16 protein-coding genes are annotated in these 13,769 nt (G+C 40.5%); 10 read left to right on the top strand and 6 right to left on the bottom strand.

Annotated features, from left to right (window positions below; all coding sequences use genetic code 11):
- A partial coding sequence (locus M23134_RS42095; RefSeq protein WP_045113641.1) for a hypothetical protein occupies window positions 1-286 on the top strand: 286 nt, incomplete at its 5' end.
- 5 nt (window positions 287-291) lie between these two features.
- Window positions 292-1,005: a hypothetical protein gene (locus M23134_RS15320; RefSeq protein ID WP_002697661.1), complete on the top strand. Its 714-nt coding sequence runs from the start codon at window positions 292-294 to the stop codon at window positions 1,003-1,005.
- Between the two features lie 237 nt (window positions 1,006-1,242).
- Here M23134_RS15320 and M23134_RS38250 read toward each other — a convergent pair whose 3' ends face one another.
- Complete coding sequence (locus tag M23134_RS38250) at window positions 1,243-1,881, bottom strand: helix-turn-helix domain-containing protein (protein WP_002697659.1); 639 nt, start codon at window positions 1,879-1,881, stop codon at window positions 1,243-1,245.
- Between the two features lie 146 nt (window positions 1,882-2,027).
- On the opposite strand from M23134_RS38250, the gene M23134_RS15310 reads away from it, so the two are divergent.
- From M23134_RS15310 to M23134_RS15300, 3 genes are read left to right on the top strand one after another with little or no spacing between them, the layout of a single operon-like run.
- Entirely contained in the window at window positions 2,028-2,531 is a 504-nt protein-coding gene (locus M23134_RS15310) for a KilA-N domain-containing protein (protein ID WP_002697658.1), read from the top strand.
- Window positions 2,532-2,550: 19 nt separating this feature from the next.
- Window positions 2,551-3,084 (top strand): hypothetical protein, encoded by a 534-nt coding sequence (locus M23134_RS15305; RefSeq protein WP_002697657.1) that lies wholly within the window; start codon window positions 2,551-2,553, stop codon window positions 3,082-3,084.
- The gene (locus M23134_RS15300; protein WP_002697656.1) at window positions 3,081-3,569 is read left to right on the top strand and encodes a hypothetical protein; all 489 of its coding nucleotides are present in this window, start codon (window positions 3,081-3,083) and stop codon (window positions 3,567-3,569) included. Before M23134_RS15305 ends, M23134_RS15300 begins: the two co-directional genes overlap by 4 nt.
- 432 nt (window positions 3,570-4,001) lie before the next feature.
- Here the strand turns inward: M23134_RS15300 and M23134_RS38245 are convergent, their stop codons facing one another.
- Together M23134_RS38245 and M23134_RS15290 are read right to left on the bottom strand one after the other, a co-directional pair.
- Window positions 4,002-4,904: an OmpA family protein gene (locus M23134_RS38245; RefSeq protein WP_002697655.1), complete on the bottom strand. Its 903-nt coding sequence runs from the start codon at window positions 4,902-4,904 to the stop codon at window positions 4,002-4,004.
- A 106-nt stretch (window positions 4,905-5,010) separates the two neighbouring features.
- Complete coding sequence (locus tag M23134_RS15290) at window positions 5,011-5,973, bottom strand: hypothetical protein (protein WP_002697652.1); 963 nt, start codon at window positions 5,971-5,973, stop codon at window positions 5,011-5,013.
- Window positions 5,974-6,204: 231 nt separating this feature from the next.
- Between M23134_RS15290 and M23134_RS38240 the strand changes: the two genes are divergently transcribed.
- Complete coding sequence (locus M23134_RS38240) at window positions 6,205-6,531, top strand: (2Fe-2S) ferredoxin domain-containing protein (RefSeq protein ID WP_002697649.1); 327 nt, start codon at window positions 6,205-6,207, stop codon at window positions 6,529-6,531.
- A gap of 230 nt (window positions 6,532-6,761) precedes the next feature.
- On the opposite strand, the gene M23134_RS15280 is transcribed toward M23134_RS38240, so the two are convergent.
- Window positions 6,762-7,292, bottom strand: a complete 531-nt coding sequence (locus tag M23134_RS15280) for a ferritin (protein WP_045113671.1) — start codon at window positions 7,290-7,292, stop codon at window positions 6,762-6,764.
- Window positions 7,293-7,946: 654 nt separating this feature from the next.
- On the opposite strand from M23134_RS15280, the gene M23134_RS15275 reads away from it, so the two are divergent.
- Genes M23134_RS15275 through M23134_RS15265 form a run of 3 tightly spaced genes read left to right on the top strand, consistent with a single transcriptional unit; the run spans window position 7,947 to window position 11,197 of the window.
- Window positions 7,947-9,935, top strand: a complete 1,989-nt coding sequence (locus M23134_RS15275) for an alpha-ketoacid dehydrogenase subunit alpha/beta (protein WP_045113640.1) — start codon at window positions 7,947-7,949, stop codon at window positions 9,933-9,935.
- Window positions 9,936-9,978: 43 nt separating this feature from the next.
- Entirely contained in the window at window positions 9,979-10,377 is a 399-nt protein-coding gene (locus M23134_RS15270) for a hypothetical protein (protein ID WP_157558498.1), read from the top strand.
- Between the two features lie 52 nt (window positions 10,378-10,429).
- Complete coding sequence (locus M23134_RS15265) at window positions 10,430-11,197, top strand: hypothetical protein (protein ID WP_002697645.1); 768 nt, start codon at window positions 10,430-10,432, stop codon at window positions 11,195-11,197.
- A gap of 102 nt (window positions 11,198-11,299) precedes the next feature.
- On the opposite strand, the gene frr is transcribed toward M23134_RS15265, so the two are convergent.
- Together frr and pyrH are read right to left on the bottom strand one after the other, a co-directional pair.
- Window positions 11,300-11,863, bottom strand: coding sequence for a ribosome recycling factor (frr, locus tag M23134_RS15260; protein WP_002697642.1), 564 nt, complete (start codon window positions 11,861-11,863; stop codon window positions 11,300-11,302).
- A gap of 73 nt (window positions 11,864-11,936) precedes the next feature.
- Window positions 11,937-12,647, bottom strand: coding sequence for a UMP kinase (pyrH, locus tag M23134_RS15255; RefSeq protein WP_002697640.1), 711 nt, complete (start codon window positions 12,645-12,647; stop codon window positions 11,937-11,939).
- 515 nt (window positions 12,648-13,162) lie between these two features.
- Between pyrH and M23134_RS15250 the strand changes: the two genes are divergently transcribed.
- Window positions 13,163-13,612 carry a hypothetical protein gene (locus M23134_RS15250; RefSeq protein WP_002697638.1) on the top strand — a complete coding sequence of 150 codons (450 nt, stop codon included), beginning with the start codon at window positions 13,163-13,165 and terminating at the stop codon, window positions 13,610-13,612.
- The last annotated feature ends 157 nt before the right edge of the window (window positions 13,613-13,769 follow it).

The following is a 13,769-nucleotide window of genomic DNA, read 5'->3' as shown; positions in this document are numbered from 1 at the left end:
GTCAGTCGATTCTTATGATGCAAGTCGCAAAGCTATATGGGATTTTAAACATATTGACGAGAAAGTTAGAATATCAACAAACCCTACTCATAAAAAACAGCTAGAGGATTATATATTCATAAGAAACAACAAGGTTGTGGGTAGTAATGGGCTAAAAGTGGATAAAGTTAATTATTTGTTGCCAAATAAGGCGGCAGCGGAATATAATAAAAACTTACTCAAGTTCGATGTAAACATATACTATATAACTGGGAAAAATAAAATAGTCAAGTTTCAAAACAGATAGTACCTATGAGTCAAAAATTTATATGGAAAGCCAAAACCATCAACAAACCATTAGATGATGGAGAGCTATTACAACTAATGTTGCAAAAATTGTTTGACATCAGTTTTATCAAACAAGTTGAATGGATTATAACAGATTGGAATGATAAAAAATACAAGATAAATAGTAGTGACCCTGAGCAAGTGTATCAGGAAATGATTGCCAAAATCCCTAAAAAAGATTACATATTTGGATTTGATCTTGGAGGGTCATCCCCTTATGAGTGGGAAATAGGTCTTGCTTTTGGAATGGGAGCTCGCATTTTATTTACTTTCAGCAGTGATTTAATTGAAGAAAAACCTAAGCAGGATTTACTGTTAGAACAATTTAAAACTGTTCATCAACAAGATAATACAGAATATGCTTTTATTCATCCACTAAACCACTATTATGATTTGGAGGACGACAAGTATTACAACCCTATAACAATACAAGGCATGTTCGAAGGAGTTTACTGGGCTAATTTCATAGGGCAAGGGCATATAGAGTCATTTGATTATCACAAAATAAACGCAATGAATGCCTACAAAACAGAATGGCTTGGCGACAACAAACACCTCTTTTTGCAAGCAGTAGCAGACATTCATCAAGTAACAAGTAAATCGTCTGAAAAAGAGTTGGTTCGTTTGACTAACCTATTCAATAAGGCAAAGGTGGAAGGTTCTAAATGGTATGATTAATTGGAGCAAAGAAAGTGAACAAAATTGGCACTACGGCTATATAGATGAAGACGAATAAATAGCTCATGACTGAAAATCATTTTGCCCAAAGGTTCAAAAGCTTTGGGGCTTTTTTTATTCGAATACCGCTTTGCCCAAACCATAGGCGAAGAATACGTGTTGGAGCATCCACAACTTAGCAGCCAAGAAAGTCAACTTTAGCCTATCACATACTTATCAGCTCAACGTAGCCCTCCCCTACTTTCCTTGCTCAAAAGCCGCCCTAAAGAATCCGGTCAAGTTGATAAAATTGATTGTCCATAGTTCGTGGTTTTGCTGAATGTTGGCAAAGGCTGCGTCTTTGTATTGGTTGGCTTGCTTGGGCTGCTGGGCATCAAACAGGTGTTCTCCGCTTTGCTCAAGGTGGGCAAAATGGGAGGCTTCTTTGCGGATGGGCTTTTGCCAGGTAGCCAAGGTAAATACTTCGCTGCCTAGCTCGCAATAACACCGTACAAATGCCTGGTAATCTTTTTGCCTGGGGTGGAGTATTTCGCCTACGGCATAGTTGACCATCTTTTTTTGTAAGAGCGTGTCTATATTGAGAATAAACTTCAGAACATTGTCAACAACAAAAGCTTTTTGTAACTGAGACTTTTCAAACTTGTTTTTATAAAAGTCTTGCGTATCCTGAGGTATTTCCTCTTGACCAAAAAGTATATCTTTCAAACCAACCCCTAGAGCTATAGCAATGCTCTCCAATTGCTCAACAGTCAGTTTCTTACCCCGCTTTTCCCATTTGCTATATTGAGATTTATCAATGCCTAACCTATCTGCAACTTCTAGTTGTTTAAGGTTGAGCCCTTCCCTAATACGCTTGATTCTTTCTGGTAAATCCATGCACAAAAATTCAACTTATTGCCGATTTAAACAACGAAAGGATTTATTTGTCTACAAATATATTTGCAAAAACCATTTTGTTGATTAATTTTGAAACAAAAAGACATTAAAGTCTACAAAAGGACTTAATCTAACACTTTCATTCAATGAATAATCAACTGCAAAAAACCTATTTAGGTAAAGAGCTGATTTTTACCTCCGATGGTTGGATAAATGCCACCCAAACAGCTAAAGCCTTTGACAAAGACATAAGACTTTATACTCGTTCCAAACAGTTTACTGAGTATGTAGCTGCTATGTGCGAATATTATGGTAAAGATGAAGATGACTTTATAAAAACCATGAAGGGGAACTTTACCGATATGCAAAAATTACACACCGACAATGAAAGTGATGTGCAAAAATTACACATCACTCAAGGCACCTATTTTCACCCTTTTTTGGCGGTACCTTTTGCCCGATGGATAAACCCACGTTTTGCAGTTTGGTGCGATGACGTGATGCGGCAAATACTCACCGGAGAGCTCGAACTACGCTACAAAGACCTTAGGCAAGACTATGGTAAACTGGAAGAAAAGCACGACAAGCTTTTCGAAGAACTCAGGCTTTATCAACGTCCCGAAGAACACAAAGACACGCCAAAACTCTAACCCTTTATATTGTACAACAATGACCAAAAACAACCCAAACAACCACTCAAATTGCGAGGCAAGCGCCCTACAACAACTTGCCGAAACCTTTGGCAGCTTAGACGAAATGAAAGACCTGTTCGACGGCATATTGAGCCGGATGATGTGGGCTTACCAAGGCAGTGCCCAGGCCAATTATCAGCTGGTGGGCGACTATGATTTTATCTACCAGCTAAAGCAAGCCCTTACACAAGACCTCAAAAAATTAGCCCTGAAAAATCCAGCCCCAACCTACGCTCAAACGCCTTACTACAGCAAAGTAACAAGCCCCCAATGCAATCCGCCCAAGGTGAGCAATGCCGCCCAAGCCCTGCAGATAGCTGAAGCAAAGGGCATTACCGACTTTAGGGTAACCAAACTCAACAACGAGTATGTGTTGCTCACCAATTGGACCCAAAAAGAGGTAACCGCTTACCAAAACAATACAAATCAGGCACTTTGGGGTAGTTTTTCGGACGAGGGTGTTTTTATGATTCGTTTTTTACACTTAATGACAAACACCGAAGGCTTATGAATCACAGCTTTACAGAAGTCCAACAACTGGTAACCACACGGTTTGCCAGCCTGGAGGCATTCATTCTTTATTTAGATGAGCTACTGGAGCGGCTTGCCTGGGCGTATGCCGGGCGGTATCAAAACCAAACACATAGTGTGTTTGACTATGACCTGATAAAAAGCCTAAAGCAAGCCCTGATACAAGACTTGCAGGGGGTAGAGTTGCTGTTTTGCCCGCCCCCTTTGCCCCCTCCCGAACCCAACGACTACAACATACGCCCTTCGTTTTTGCGTCCTCTGGTTACCAGTGCCACCAAAGCACACCGTATAGCCAAGGCAAGGGGCATTGACAAATACGAGGTAGGGTTTGAATACGGCAAGGCGGTATTGGTGCTCGATTGGAGCGAGCAAGACTTTGACGATTATTATAGGGCGGGTGGCAAAATTTGGGGCAACTACAACGAACACGGGCAGTTTGTAGCCCGGATGCTGCATTTAATGTAGCCTTGCCTTTTTGTGTGGGGTGCAAGAACGCTATCCTGCTTATTAGCTGGAGTTAGGCAAATCCAGTACCTCTAATGGTTATACTGTCAGATGGCTCTATATTGTTTCGCAATGCATCGCAGCGAAATATAGCCATCTGACAAGCCTTTTGAGGAAAGTGCGTAACATTCGTTTTTAGTACAATGTTGGCGGTAGGTATCCATACAACAGTTCTCACTAAGTAGCGATAAGTAATTAGCTATAAGTAAGGGTAAGTCGCTCATAATATGGCTTTTATGCCTACTCATTAGATATATTTCATTCTGCCTCGGTACTTCACTGAAAATAAGTTATACTATGAGTTGTTACCTATGAACCAAATCTACAGCAGTTTATTGCAATAAACCCAACACAGTAAAACAGGGCACGACTTGCGACTTGTTGCTTACAGCTTTATCTTACTTTCAAAATCTTAAACTCAATTCTGCGGTTTTTTCGGCGATTGACCGGGTTGTTATTCGGAAACTTTGGGCGAGTAGCCCCATAGCCTCTATAGATCAGTTGGGCAGGTTTCACCCCGTTTTTTGTCAGGTATTTGTATACCGAATAAGCCCGTTGGGTAGAAATTTGTAAGTTGGCAGCCGCCCGCCCGGTATTGTCGGTATGTCCGGCTATTTCACCCTTTAGTTTAGGATGCTTCTTTAAAAAACTGACCAATCGCATCAATTCTTCCTCCGACCTGGCATCGTGTAGTTCGGTGCTACCCGACTCGAAATACACCTCATGCAACACAAACTGTGCTCCTTTGCGTGCTTGAAAGGCTTCTTTGATGTGGTCTATTTCGGTTTTAATCTTCCCTTGATATTTGTACACCACCCCTGCCAACACAGCCAACACCAACAATAAAAATACTGGTTTGCGCACCTTGTGCCAGGTCGTAATCGGCTTTTGGTCTTTGAGGTAGCTAATCAACCGCGCTGCTTCGGTATGTGCCGGGTCGGTTTGCAAAGCTGCATGGGCATACTTCAGGGCGGTTTCTTTGTCGGCAGCCTTGCCCTTTGCCATAAACCGCCGTTCGTGGATGTGTGCCACGCCATACAACGCAGGGGCATCGTCGGGAAACACCAGCAACGCTTGCTCAAACTCTTTTTGTGCATCGTCTTCGTTTTGGTGTTCCAAAAAATTATACCCTCGCTCTATGTGCCCTCGTGCCACATTTTGCACTTCGCGCCACTCCGCTTCCGACATTCCCAAATCCAGGGCTATTTCTTTCAGCTCTGACTGACTCAAACCTTTACGCTGGTTTTTTATCTGAAGTATTTTTTCAAAATAAGCTTCTATACTTTGGCTATCCATACAATCAATGTTTTAGTTTTTTTAAGTGGGATTCTTTCAAAAGCATAAAATACTTTGAAGCCTGCTCTGATCAATACCAACTTGTTTTTTTGGTTGATAGTTGCATTTACTTTTTCGTCTTAGTCTCTGGTACTCTTTGCAGGCGATAAGTTACTTTAAAATGTTGATAAGCTATTGCTAAAACTGGATGTTTGGGGTATTTTTTCACGAGCTTGCGCCAAAGCTCATTCACTTCTAAATAAAAGTGTTTTTTGTTCCAGAAAAACATTTCGTTGAACACGGCAATAAGCGGAGACTTGGTTAACTGGTTTTTTAGTTTAAACTGTCGATAGGCAATGCTCATACTTTCATTATTTACATACTCTGCCATCACTGCATCCCCATCGCAGCCTCCCTCCCCATCGCTCCCTAATAACTTCAACTTTATAATATGATATTTATAAATGCTCTTTGCCTGGCTTAAACTCAAAGTAATATGCCTTTTAGATGATTTCACCTTTAACAATTCCTCCCCCATCATATCGGTGATGACCACCTCATACCTTGCTTTGGAGCTGTCTTTGGTGTGTTCATCGTACCAGGCAAAACTCAGTTCACGAGACAAAACCTTCAGTTTTGATGGCAGTAAGATGCCTACGGGCGGCTCAGGACAACGTTTGCCCCAATGATAGTAATAGTGATGCTTATAAGAGCTTTTTTGAGGGTTCTCAACTTTGAGATTAATTGGGTACTGGGGATGAGCTTTGGCGTAAGCAAGTAATTGTGCCTTTAGCAACTTTATAGCATAAGTACCTGCTTTATTAATTTCGACAGTAGCTCCGCTTTTGTGTAATAACACCACATAGCTTTTAGGAATCACATTTATTTGATCAAACAAAGTAAACCGTTGAAAAAAAAATACCCCCCTCCTTTTGTTATTGGTAGCTATCACCCTAAACTCTCCAAAATCGTTATCGATTGATTCTAAAGCAAAGTCGTTTTTACTATTGTCGTTTTTCTGAGCCAATGCAGACAAGCCAGTCATATATAAGCCCACTAGCAGTAATAAAAAGTATAGTTTTGTAGTCATTTTGTACACCCCAAATTTGTTTTTAACCTGTACCTATTACTTTTGTAATATACTCTATATACGACCATTATAGGATAACAAGTACTCATTAAAGCTTATAAATACAGGATGAGGAATAAGTTTAAACACAATGCTGATGCTATAAAACGAAACCAGGTAAGGTAACTGCTTTGCCCACTTCAAAATACAACATAGTATTTCGTACAAATCAGCATAACAACTTCTATTGATATGAGCAATAAATTAAATCTTCCCCCTAAAACTGTTTTGGTTTGCACAGGAAGCAAATGTGGCAGCAAGGGTGGCAATAATCATTATAAAAGCCTGCGGGCAATGACCCGAAGCGCAGGCAAAAAAGATGAGGTACAAATCATAAGAACTGCTTGTTCGGGCAATTGTAAAATGGCACCATTGGTAGGCATTATGCCCAAAAACAAATGGTATGGGCAAGTAAACAACGACAAGGTAGTCAAGTTGTTTGGCAAACTAATAAAGCCTAAAAGTAAAGGAAAGAAGAAACCCTTTAAAATACCTAGTACAATGGAAAAAATAAAGTAATCCAAAAGAAGGCAGTATCTGTTTGTTCCGCCTTGCGGAATCTCTGATTGGACGATGAAAAAAATCTTTGCGTAGCATTAGCTACGGAACTATTTTTTGAAGAAGTACAACGGTCAGAGACGAAATTCAGTGGATTAGGTTATTTTTGTAGTTTTACCTAAAGCATAACCTCACAAAAAAAGCCCCTGAGTTGTCAGGGGCTTCTTCATTTATCTTTTTAATTGGTCTTATTAGTTACCGTGCTGTTCGCGTACCTGACCAATTTGTTTGTCGATGGTAAACAAACCAACGCCGTCTTCACCAATAATTTCAAACAACTCTACAATACGACGAGCAATGGCTTCTTCCTCTATCTGCTCATTTACAAACCACTGCATAAAATTATCTGTAGCATAATCGTTGGTCTTGCGAGCCGCTTCTACCACTCGGTTGATCGCGTTGCTTACGCTGATTTCTTGCTCTAGGGCAGTTTCGCAAAGCTCACGCAATGAATCATACTCGTGACGCACATTACTTATTTCTGGTGATACTGCTTTGCCTCCGCGCTCAATGATATAGTTAAAAATTCTTAACATATGCGAACGCTCTTCGTCGGCTTGAGTCATAAAAAAAGTAGTGGCTTTTTCGAAGCCTTTCTCGGCACACCAAGAGGCCATAGCTAAATACTTAGCTGATGAATTACTTTCTATTTTTATTTGGTCGTTTAGAATCGATTCCATGTCCTCTGCTAAAGAGGTTTTTAGTCTTACTAAATCTTTCATATCGGTATAAGGTTTAGTGTCAAAAAAATAATACAATTGTTTAAGGGAGTGTGTAAATACCCTTATTGCATGCAGGATTATATGTCCCTTGCTTATGTTTGGCTAATTGCCTTAGCTTTACATGATATTATAACTCAAATTTAGGCAATAGGTTTGAAACAAACCACAGACAATGCCTATATATAATCAGTCTAAGTACAGGTAAAAATGAAATAGAAATAGCGAATGCCTTCCTTTAGCCTGTATTTGACACACAATTGAGTATGGTAAATTTACCTAAGAAAGTGGCCTTGAAAACAACCTTGCATAAGGGCATATGCTACAAAAACTTTTCATTGCCAACGTATGTTTTACCGCTACTTATAGCCCCTTCCTCTTAATTGAACAATTTCTCTGATTAATATCACTTTACCTAAACACCAGACATTTGCCCCTCCCACCAAAATACCAATTACAAAAGTTTGTATATGGTCTTTTTTATAATCTATTTTGCACTGGTTCTCAAAACTTCAACGGTGGCACAAACCACAAACAGCTCTTAGAGCTTGTAGTAAACCAACACTTTAGTCAACAAAGCTTCTTCAGCACCTTTATTTAAATGTAATAGAGGTAGCACCAGAAGGTCTATCAAAACTTTTGAAAATTTATCAGCAAATGAAATTTGACCGAAAGAAATACAAAGACGACTTACTTTTAGATTTTTATAAATACATTTTAAAACCTCGAATGATCGAGGAGAAAATGCTGATTTTACTGCGCCAGGGCAAAATCAGTAAATGGTTTTCAGGCATTGGCCAGGAAGCCATCGCTGTAGGTAGCACACTTGCGCTAGAGCCCGACGACTACATATTGCCTATGCACCGCAACTTAGGTGTGTTTACATCTCGTGGTATTCCTTTAGAGCGTTTGTTTGCCCAGTTTCAAGGCAAAGACCTAGGCTTTACCAAAGGGCGCGACCGTTCATTTCACTTTGGCAGCAACGAGCACCATATCATTGGTATGATCTCGCACTTGGGTCCACAACTATCGGTAGGAAGCGGTTTGGCGCTGGCAGATTTGCTTAACAACGACAAAAAAGTAACCATTGCCTTTAGTGGCGATGGAGGTACCAGTGAAGGTGAGTTTCATGAAGCATTGAATGTGGCGGCAGTTTGGAACCTTCCCATTATTTTTATGATAGAAAATAATGGCTATGGTTTATCAACCCCTGTAAATGAACAATACAAATGCGAATGGCTCAAAGACAAGGGCATAGGGTATGGAATGGAAGCAGTACAGGTAGATGGCAACAACTTACTGGAGGTATACAGTACAGTACGCCATTATGCCAGCGAGTTGCGCCAAGACCCTCGCCCTATTCTTATAGAAGCCCTTACTTTTAGAATGAGAGGGCACGAAGAAGCTTCGGGCACCAAGTATGTACCCAAACACCTTATGGATGCCTGGGCGAAAAAAGACCCAGTGATCAACTACGAAACCTTTTTGAAACGCCAGGGAGTACTCAACGATCACATCATCGAAGAAATCAGAGAGTACATCAAAAAAGAGATCGATGAAGGGCTTGCCACTGCTTATGCAGAACCATTGCCAGAGGCATCTGTTGCCACCGAAGAAGCCGACTTGTATGCACCTTATGAGTTTACCCCTACGCCTCCCAAAAACAAAGTAATGAACCCAAAACGCTTTGTAGATGCGGTATCTGACGGTTTGCGACAAGCTATGGAACAGTACCCCAACTCGGTCATTATGGGGCAAGACATTGCAGAGTATGGAGGAGTATTTAAAATTACCCAAGGCTTTGTCGAACAGTTTGGCAAAGGACGGGTACGTAATACGCCTTTGTGCGAGTCGGCCATTGTAGGCATTGGCTTGGGGCTTTCGGTCAAAAAATACAAAGCAATTGTAGAAATGCAGTTTGCAGATTTTGTGACTTGTGGGTTTAACCAAATCGTAAATAATCTTGCCAAGGTACATTACCGCTGGGGGCAAAACGCTGACGTAGTAGTGCGTATGCCTACTGGTGCGGGCGTAGGGGCAGGCCCGTTTCACTCTCAATCAAACGAGGCTTGGTTTTTTCACACTCCAGGGCTCAAAATTGTGTACCCATCTACCCCTTACGATGCCAAAGGCTTGCTTACCGCCTCTATTGAAGAACCTAACCCGGTGATGTATTTTGAGCACAAAGCCTTGTATCGTTCTATTACTGAAGACATTCCTGACGATTATTACACCTTGCCTATAGGCAAAGCACGGGTAGTACAAAAAGGTGAAGATGTGTCTATCATTACTTATGGTATGGGAGTACACTGGGCAAAACAAATTGCCGCTGAGTTGTTTCCTGACCACCCCGAAACAGTAGAGATTTTGGACTTGCGTACCCTGCTCCCCTGGGACAAGGAAGCAGTAGAAGCCACAGTAAAGAAAACTGGTAAAGTAATTGTCGCTCACGAGGATAACATAACAGGGGGGATTGGAGCAGAGATTGCTGCCTGGATCGCAGAGCATTGTTTTCAACACTTAGATGCTCCTGTAATGCGTGAAGGAAGCCTTGATACTCCGGTGCCCTTTGCTGCCCCTCTTGAGCAAATATACTTGCCTAAAGAGCGCATAAAAGACAAGGTGAACACCTTGTTAAATTTTTAATAATCAGTGAAAATCACTAACTTGGCGGGGATTATATACGTTCATGAGTAATGTAACGTTATTAGAACAACACATTATTTTAAAACAACACCCCGTCATGTTAGCTCAAAAACTTCTACGAACTTACTTCTTCATCATTACATTAGGTATACTTGTATCCTCTTGTTCACAAAGGTCGCAATGTCCTGCTTATGAACGTCCCGCCGGAGGAACTGTAAGAGTGTTTGAAAGCGGAGGAAAAACTCCAGCTGAGCTACGCAAACAAAGCCTTAAAATACTAGATAAGCAACAAGCCTACATACGCGTAAAAAGAGACAAAAGAACAGGCTTGGTAAAGAAAAGCAAAAGGGTAATGAGAAGAAAAGGCAAAAAGAATAAAACACGTACTCATCGTGGTTTTAAAAAAGATCCTAGGTCTAACCGTGGCTTGCGAGGTTACTAACAAAAACATACCCCACCCTTGGTGGCTTGGGGTAATCTAACCCAAATTAACGATGTCTGTCCAAGAAAAATTTTTTAAACGAAGCGTACAACTCCTGGTTACTCTCAGTCTGATGGCTGGCGGGTGGTTTTCGGGCGTAGCGCAAGAAGATAACCGTACACTTAAAAACCCAAACCGTTCTCGCTTTCGGACAAAGGTAAAAAAACAAAATGACCGAAAAACGACCAATTATACGGGTAATATCCGGGTAAGTAAAAGCCGAAGAAACAAACGTTCTCTTGCCATACACCGTCTAAAGGCCCGTGGCAAAAACAATCCTAAAAAACTTAGCCAATTTACAGGCAATTATACGTTGCGCAAGTCATCAAGAAAAAAGATGTCAGCACGCAGTAAACGCCTATCAGGAGTGATGAGTTATAGAGCTAAAAGGAGCTCTATTGCATCGCGACGTGGCAACGCAAGCTCGTTTAGAGGAAGAATGCGTTATGTCAACGTAAAGGCTCACCGGGCACGAAAAGCCCGCAAAATATCGTCTTTTATGGGTAAGACTACCCATCGCCTGCGTCGAAGAGGGCCTCATACCCCGCGTAGTTCTTCAGTAACTTCTTATCGGGCTCCTCGCTCACGTAGTTTCCGCAGAACAGCCAACTACAGCAAAAGACGACTCAAGAGAGGGTTTAGCAGACGAAATGTCAACCCACCGGCTTATAAAAGAAACCGTTCTAACAAACTACAGTACAACTCACGAGAAACCAAATGGATGATGCCCAAGCCGCGTAAAGTAGACAAAAAACGCAGCAAAGGCTCAGACGACGAATAAGGTTATACTTTGACAAGAAATTCTATTACATAAAAAAACCTGCAGGTTTGATTCAAACTCTGCAGGTTTTTTTTATTTGATACGTCATAACAACCTTTGCAATTATACAGTCATTAGTTCAGTTTCTTTCTTTTCGTACAGATCGTCTACCTTGTTTGTAAAATCATTGGTGAGTTTTTGTACAGACTCTTCGGCACGTTTTACTTCATCTTCTGAAGCGCCTTCTTTTTGCAAGTCTTTCAAAGAGTTATTGGTGTCTTTGCGCACATTGCGAATGCTTACTTTACCGCTTTCAATTTCTTGTTTTACCTGCTTTACCAGTTGTTTTCTGCGTTCTTCGGTAAGTGCAGGAATATTGATGCGAATGTTTTCGCCATCGTTTTGAGGGTTCAAACCCAAGTCGCTGTCACGAATCGCCTTTTCAATACCAGCAATCACACTTTTTTCGAAAGGCCTAATCATTAATGTACGAGCATCAGGTGCAGTTACAGAAGCTACCTGATTTAAGGGAGTAGGCGCCCCATAGTAATCTACCTGAATAGAATCAAGCATGTTAGGCATTGCTTTACCAGCTCTAATTTTATTTAGCTCGTGGTTGGTATGTTGCACTGCTTTGTCCATCAGCTCTTTGGCTTCTGCCAAATACATTTGTATCTCTTCTTCCATTTTAAAGTTATTTTTGTTTACACTGATCTATAGAAACAAACACTGGTACTTTTCAATACCAGTGTTTGCTTTCTTAATCTACCGAAATAAGCGTTCCGACTTCCTCTCCTTTGACAACTTTCAAGAGGTTACCGGGTGTATTCATATCAAAAACAATGATAGGTAAACCGTTTTCTTTACATAGGGTAAATGCGGTCATATCCATTACATTGAGTCCTTTGCTATAAACTTCTTCAAAAGAAATGTTAGAAAAACGAGTAGCATTCAAGTCTGTTTCGGGGTCTGCGGTATACACCCCATCTACTTTAGTGCCTTTTAGCACCACATCAGCCTCAATCTCAATCGCACGCAAACTTGCGGCTGAGTCGGTTGTAAAATACGGACTACCAATACCCGCACCAAATATCACTACCCTGCCTTTTTCCAGGTGCCGTACAGCTCTACGCTTGATAAATGGTTCACATACCTGTTCCATTTTGATTCCTGACATTAATCGGGTGAATAACCCATGACTTTCGAGAGAACTCTGCAAAGCCATTCCATTGATTACAGTTGCCAACATTCCCATGTAGTCACCTTGTACACGGTCAATACCGGTACCTACAGTTTCAACGCCACGAAAGATATTTCCTCCTCCGATCACAATGGCAACTTCAATGCCTTCCTGCACTACCTTTTCTATTTCCTGAGCGTATTGTTCAAGACGTTGGGCATCGATACCGGTTTGATTTTCACCTGCCAATGCTTCCCCACTTAGTTTTAGAAGTATGCGTTTGTATTTCATCCGTATAAAAAGTTTCAAAAATGTTGACAACCTCCCTATAATTTCACAACCAAGAGAGAATAAAGTTAAGATTTACCCAGTCTATTTCCCAACAATGATGTTAAAGCATGCAATGGTTTTTTGTCAGGAAACAGAAAACAGGTACATCTACTATTACTAATGCTTTTTACAAAACATTGTACAAATATAATATAAATACTCGAATTGCTCACAGATAATCTATTCTTTGGACAAACAGTCCCCTGAAGCAACCCAAGCCAGCTTTACAGCCCTGGCAACCATTAAAACTGCCACCTAATAACGATCATTATATACATTCAGATTCTCTGGTGGATTCAACGCTATTTTTTGGCCATCTTTTACAATTGTTAGACAGGGTATTTTATAGATCAAGTCTTTTCAAATCTATGCCATCAGGGATATTTTTTTGACTAACTTTACTTATATGCCCGACAGGGGAGGCTGGTTATGCAAGCGCTACGACTCAATTATCAGTTTAAATTTTTATCTATCTTATGCGTATTTATTTATTACTTACATTAGTGACCTTATTTGGCTTATTCTTTTTTCAATGTAAAAGTACCTCTGCCAATAAAAACGACGACCCAAAAAATGCGACTTTGAAGAAATTAGGAGAAGAAAAATACGGAGCATCTGCTCACTACATACCCAGCCCTGGTAAAAGTTATGTGCTTTGCTACAAAAAAGAGAAAGGGAATAGTGTCAAATCAACCCAAAAGACAGTTGATTTTTTTGTTTTTGAGACCCAAAGTAACAAAACCGTTTATGAAAATAACTTGCAAAACGGGTATGTGAAATGGTTTAGTGATTATCAACTGGAAATGTTTTTAGTGCCTGGCATTATGCCTGCTAATAAAAGTAAGGATGATTTTATTACTATTTATAACCTAAAAAATAACACAAGTATCAAAAAAAGTACAATTACAGGTGGTAACAAAGATTAATGCTATACTACCTATACCACCCAAAGGTGCACCATTGTTCTACCAGCTATCTTCTCGGTTTACTGCTCTTTTTAAGGTTTCAATGGCATTAGTTGCAATACACAACCTGAAAATTTACAAGCACTTTCCCAAAAAAAAGCATTCCAATACAATACAC

The organism is Microscilla marina ATCC 23134, from assembly GCF_000169175.1.
GTDB lineage: Bacteria > Bacteroidota > Bacteroidia > Cytophagales > Microscillaceae > Microscilla > Microscilla marina.
This window is presented reverse-complemented; position numbering and strand designations above follow the sequence as displayed.

Bases quoted from the DNA above. Each gene is read 5' to 3' on its own strand.
- M23134_RS15300 (WP_002697656.1), top strand. From the start codon at position 3,081: ATGAATCACAGCTTTACAGAAGTCCAACAACTGGTAACCACACGGTTT.
- M23134_RS15270 (WP_157558498.1), top strand. From the start codon at position 9,979: ATGAGTAATGTAACGTTATTAGAACAACACATTATTTTAAAACAACAC.
- M23134_RS38250 (WP_002697659.1), bottom strand. From the start codon at position 1,881: ATGGATTTACCAGAAAGAATCAAGCGTATTAGGGAAGGGCTCAACCTT.
- M23134_RS15290 (WP_002697652.1), bottom strand. From the start codon at position 5,973: ATGACTACAAAACTATACTTTTTATTACTGCTAGTGGGCTTATATATG.
- M23134_RS15265 (WP_002697645.1), top strand. From the start codon at position 10,430: ATGTCTGTCCAAGAAAAATTTTTTAAACGAAGCGTACAACTCCTGGTT.
- M23134_RS15280 (WP_045113671.1), bottom strand. From the start codon at position 7,292: ATGAAAGATTTAGTAAGACTAAAAACCTCTTTAGCAGAGGACATGGAA.
- M23134_RS15250 (WP_002697638.1), top strand. From the start codon at position 13,163: ATGCGTATTTATTTATTACTTACATTAGTGACCTTATTTGGCTTATTC.
- M23134_RS15305 (WP_002697657.1), top strand. From the start codon at position 2,551: ATGACCAAAAACAACCCAAACAACCACTCAAATTGCGAGGCAAGCGCC.
- M23134_RS38245 (WP_002697655.1), bottom strand. From the start codon at position 4,904: ATGGATAGCCAAAGTATAGAAGCTTATTTTGAAAAAATACTTCAGATA.
- pyrH (WP_002697640.1), bottom strand. From the start codon at position 12,647: ATGAAATACAAACGCATACTTCTAAAACTAAGTGGGGAAGCATTGGCA.
- M23134_RS38240 (WP_002697649.1), top strand. From the start codon at position 6,205: ATGAGCAATAAATTAAATCTTCCCCCTAAAACTGTTTTGGTTTGCACA.
- M23134_RS15320 (WP_002697661.1), top strand. From the start codon at position 292: ATGAGTCAAAAATTTATATGGAAAGCCAAAACCATCAACAAACCATTA.
- M23134_RS15310 (WP_002697658.1), top strand. From the start codon at position 2,028: ATGAATAATCAACTGCAAAAAACCTATTTAGGTAAAGAGCTGATTTTT.
- frr (WP_002697642.1), bottom strand. From the start codon at position 11,863: ATGGAAGAAGAGATACAAATGTATTTGGCAGAAGCCAAAGAGCTGATG.
- M23134_RS15275 (WP_045113640.1), top strand. From the start codon at position 7,947: ATGAAATTTGACCGAAAGAAATACAAAGACGACTTACTTTTAGATTTT.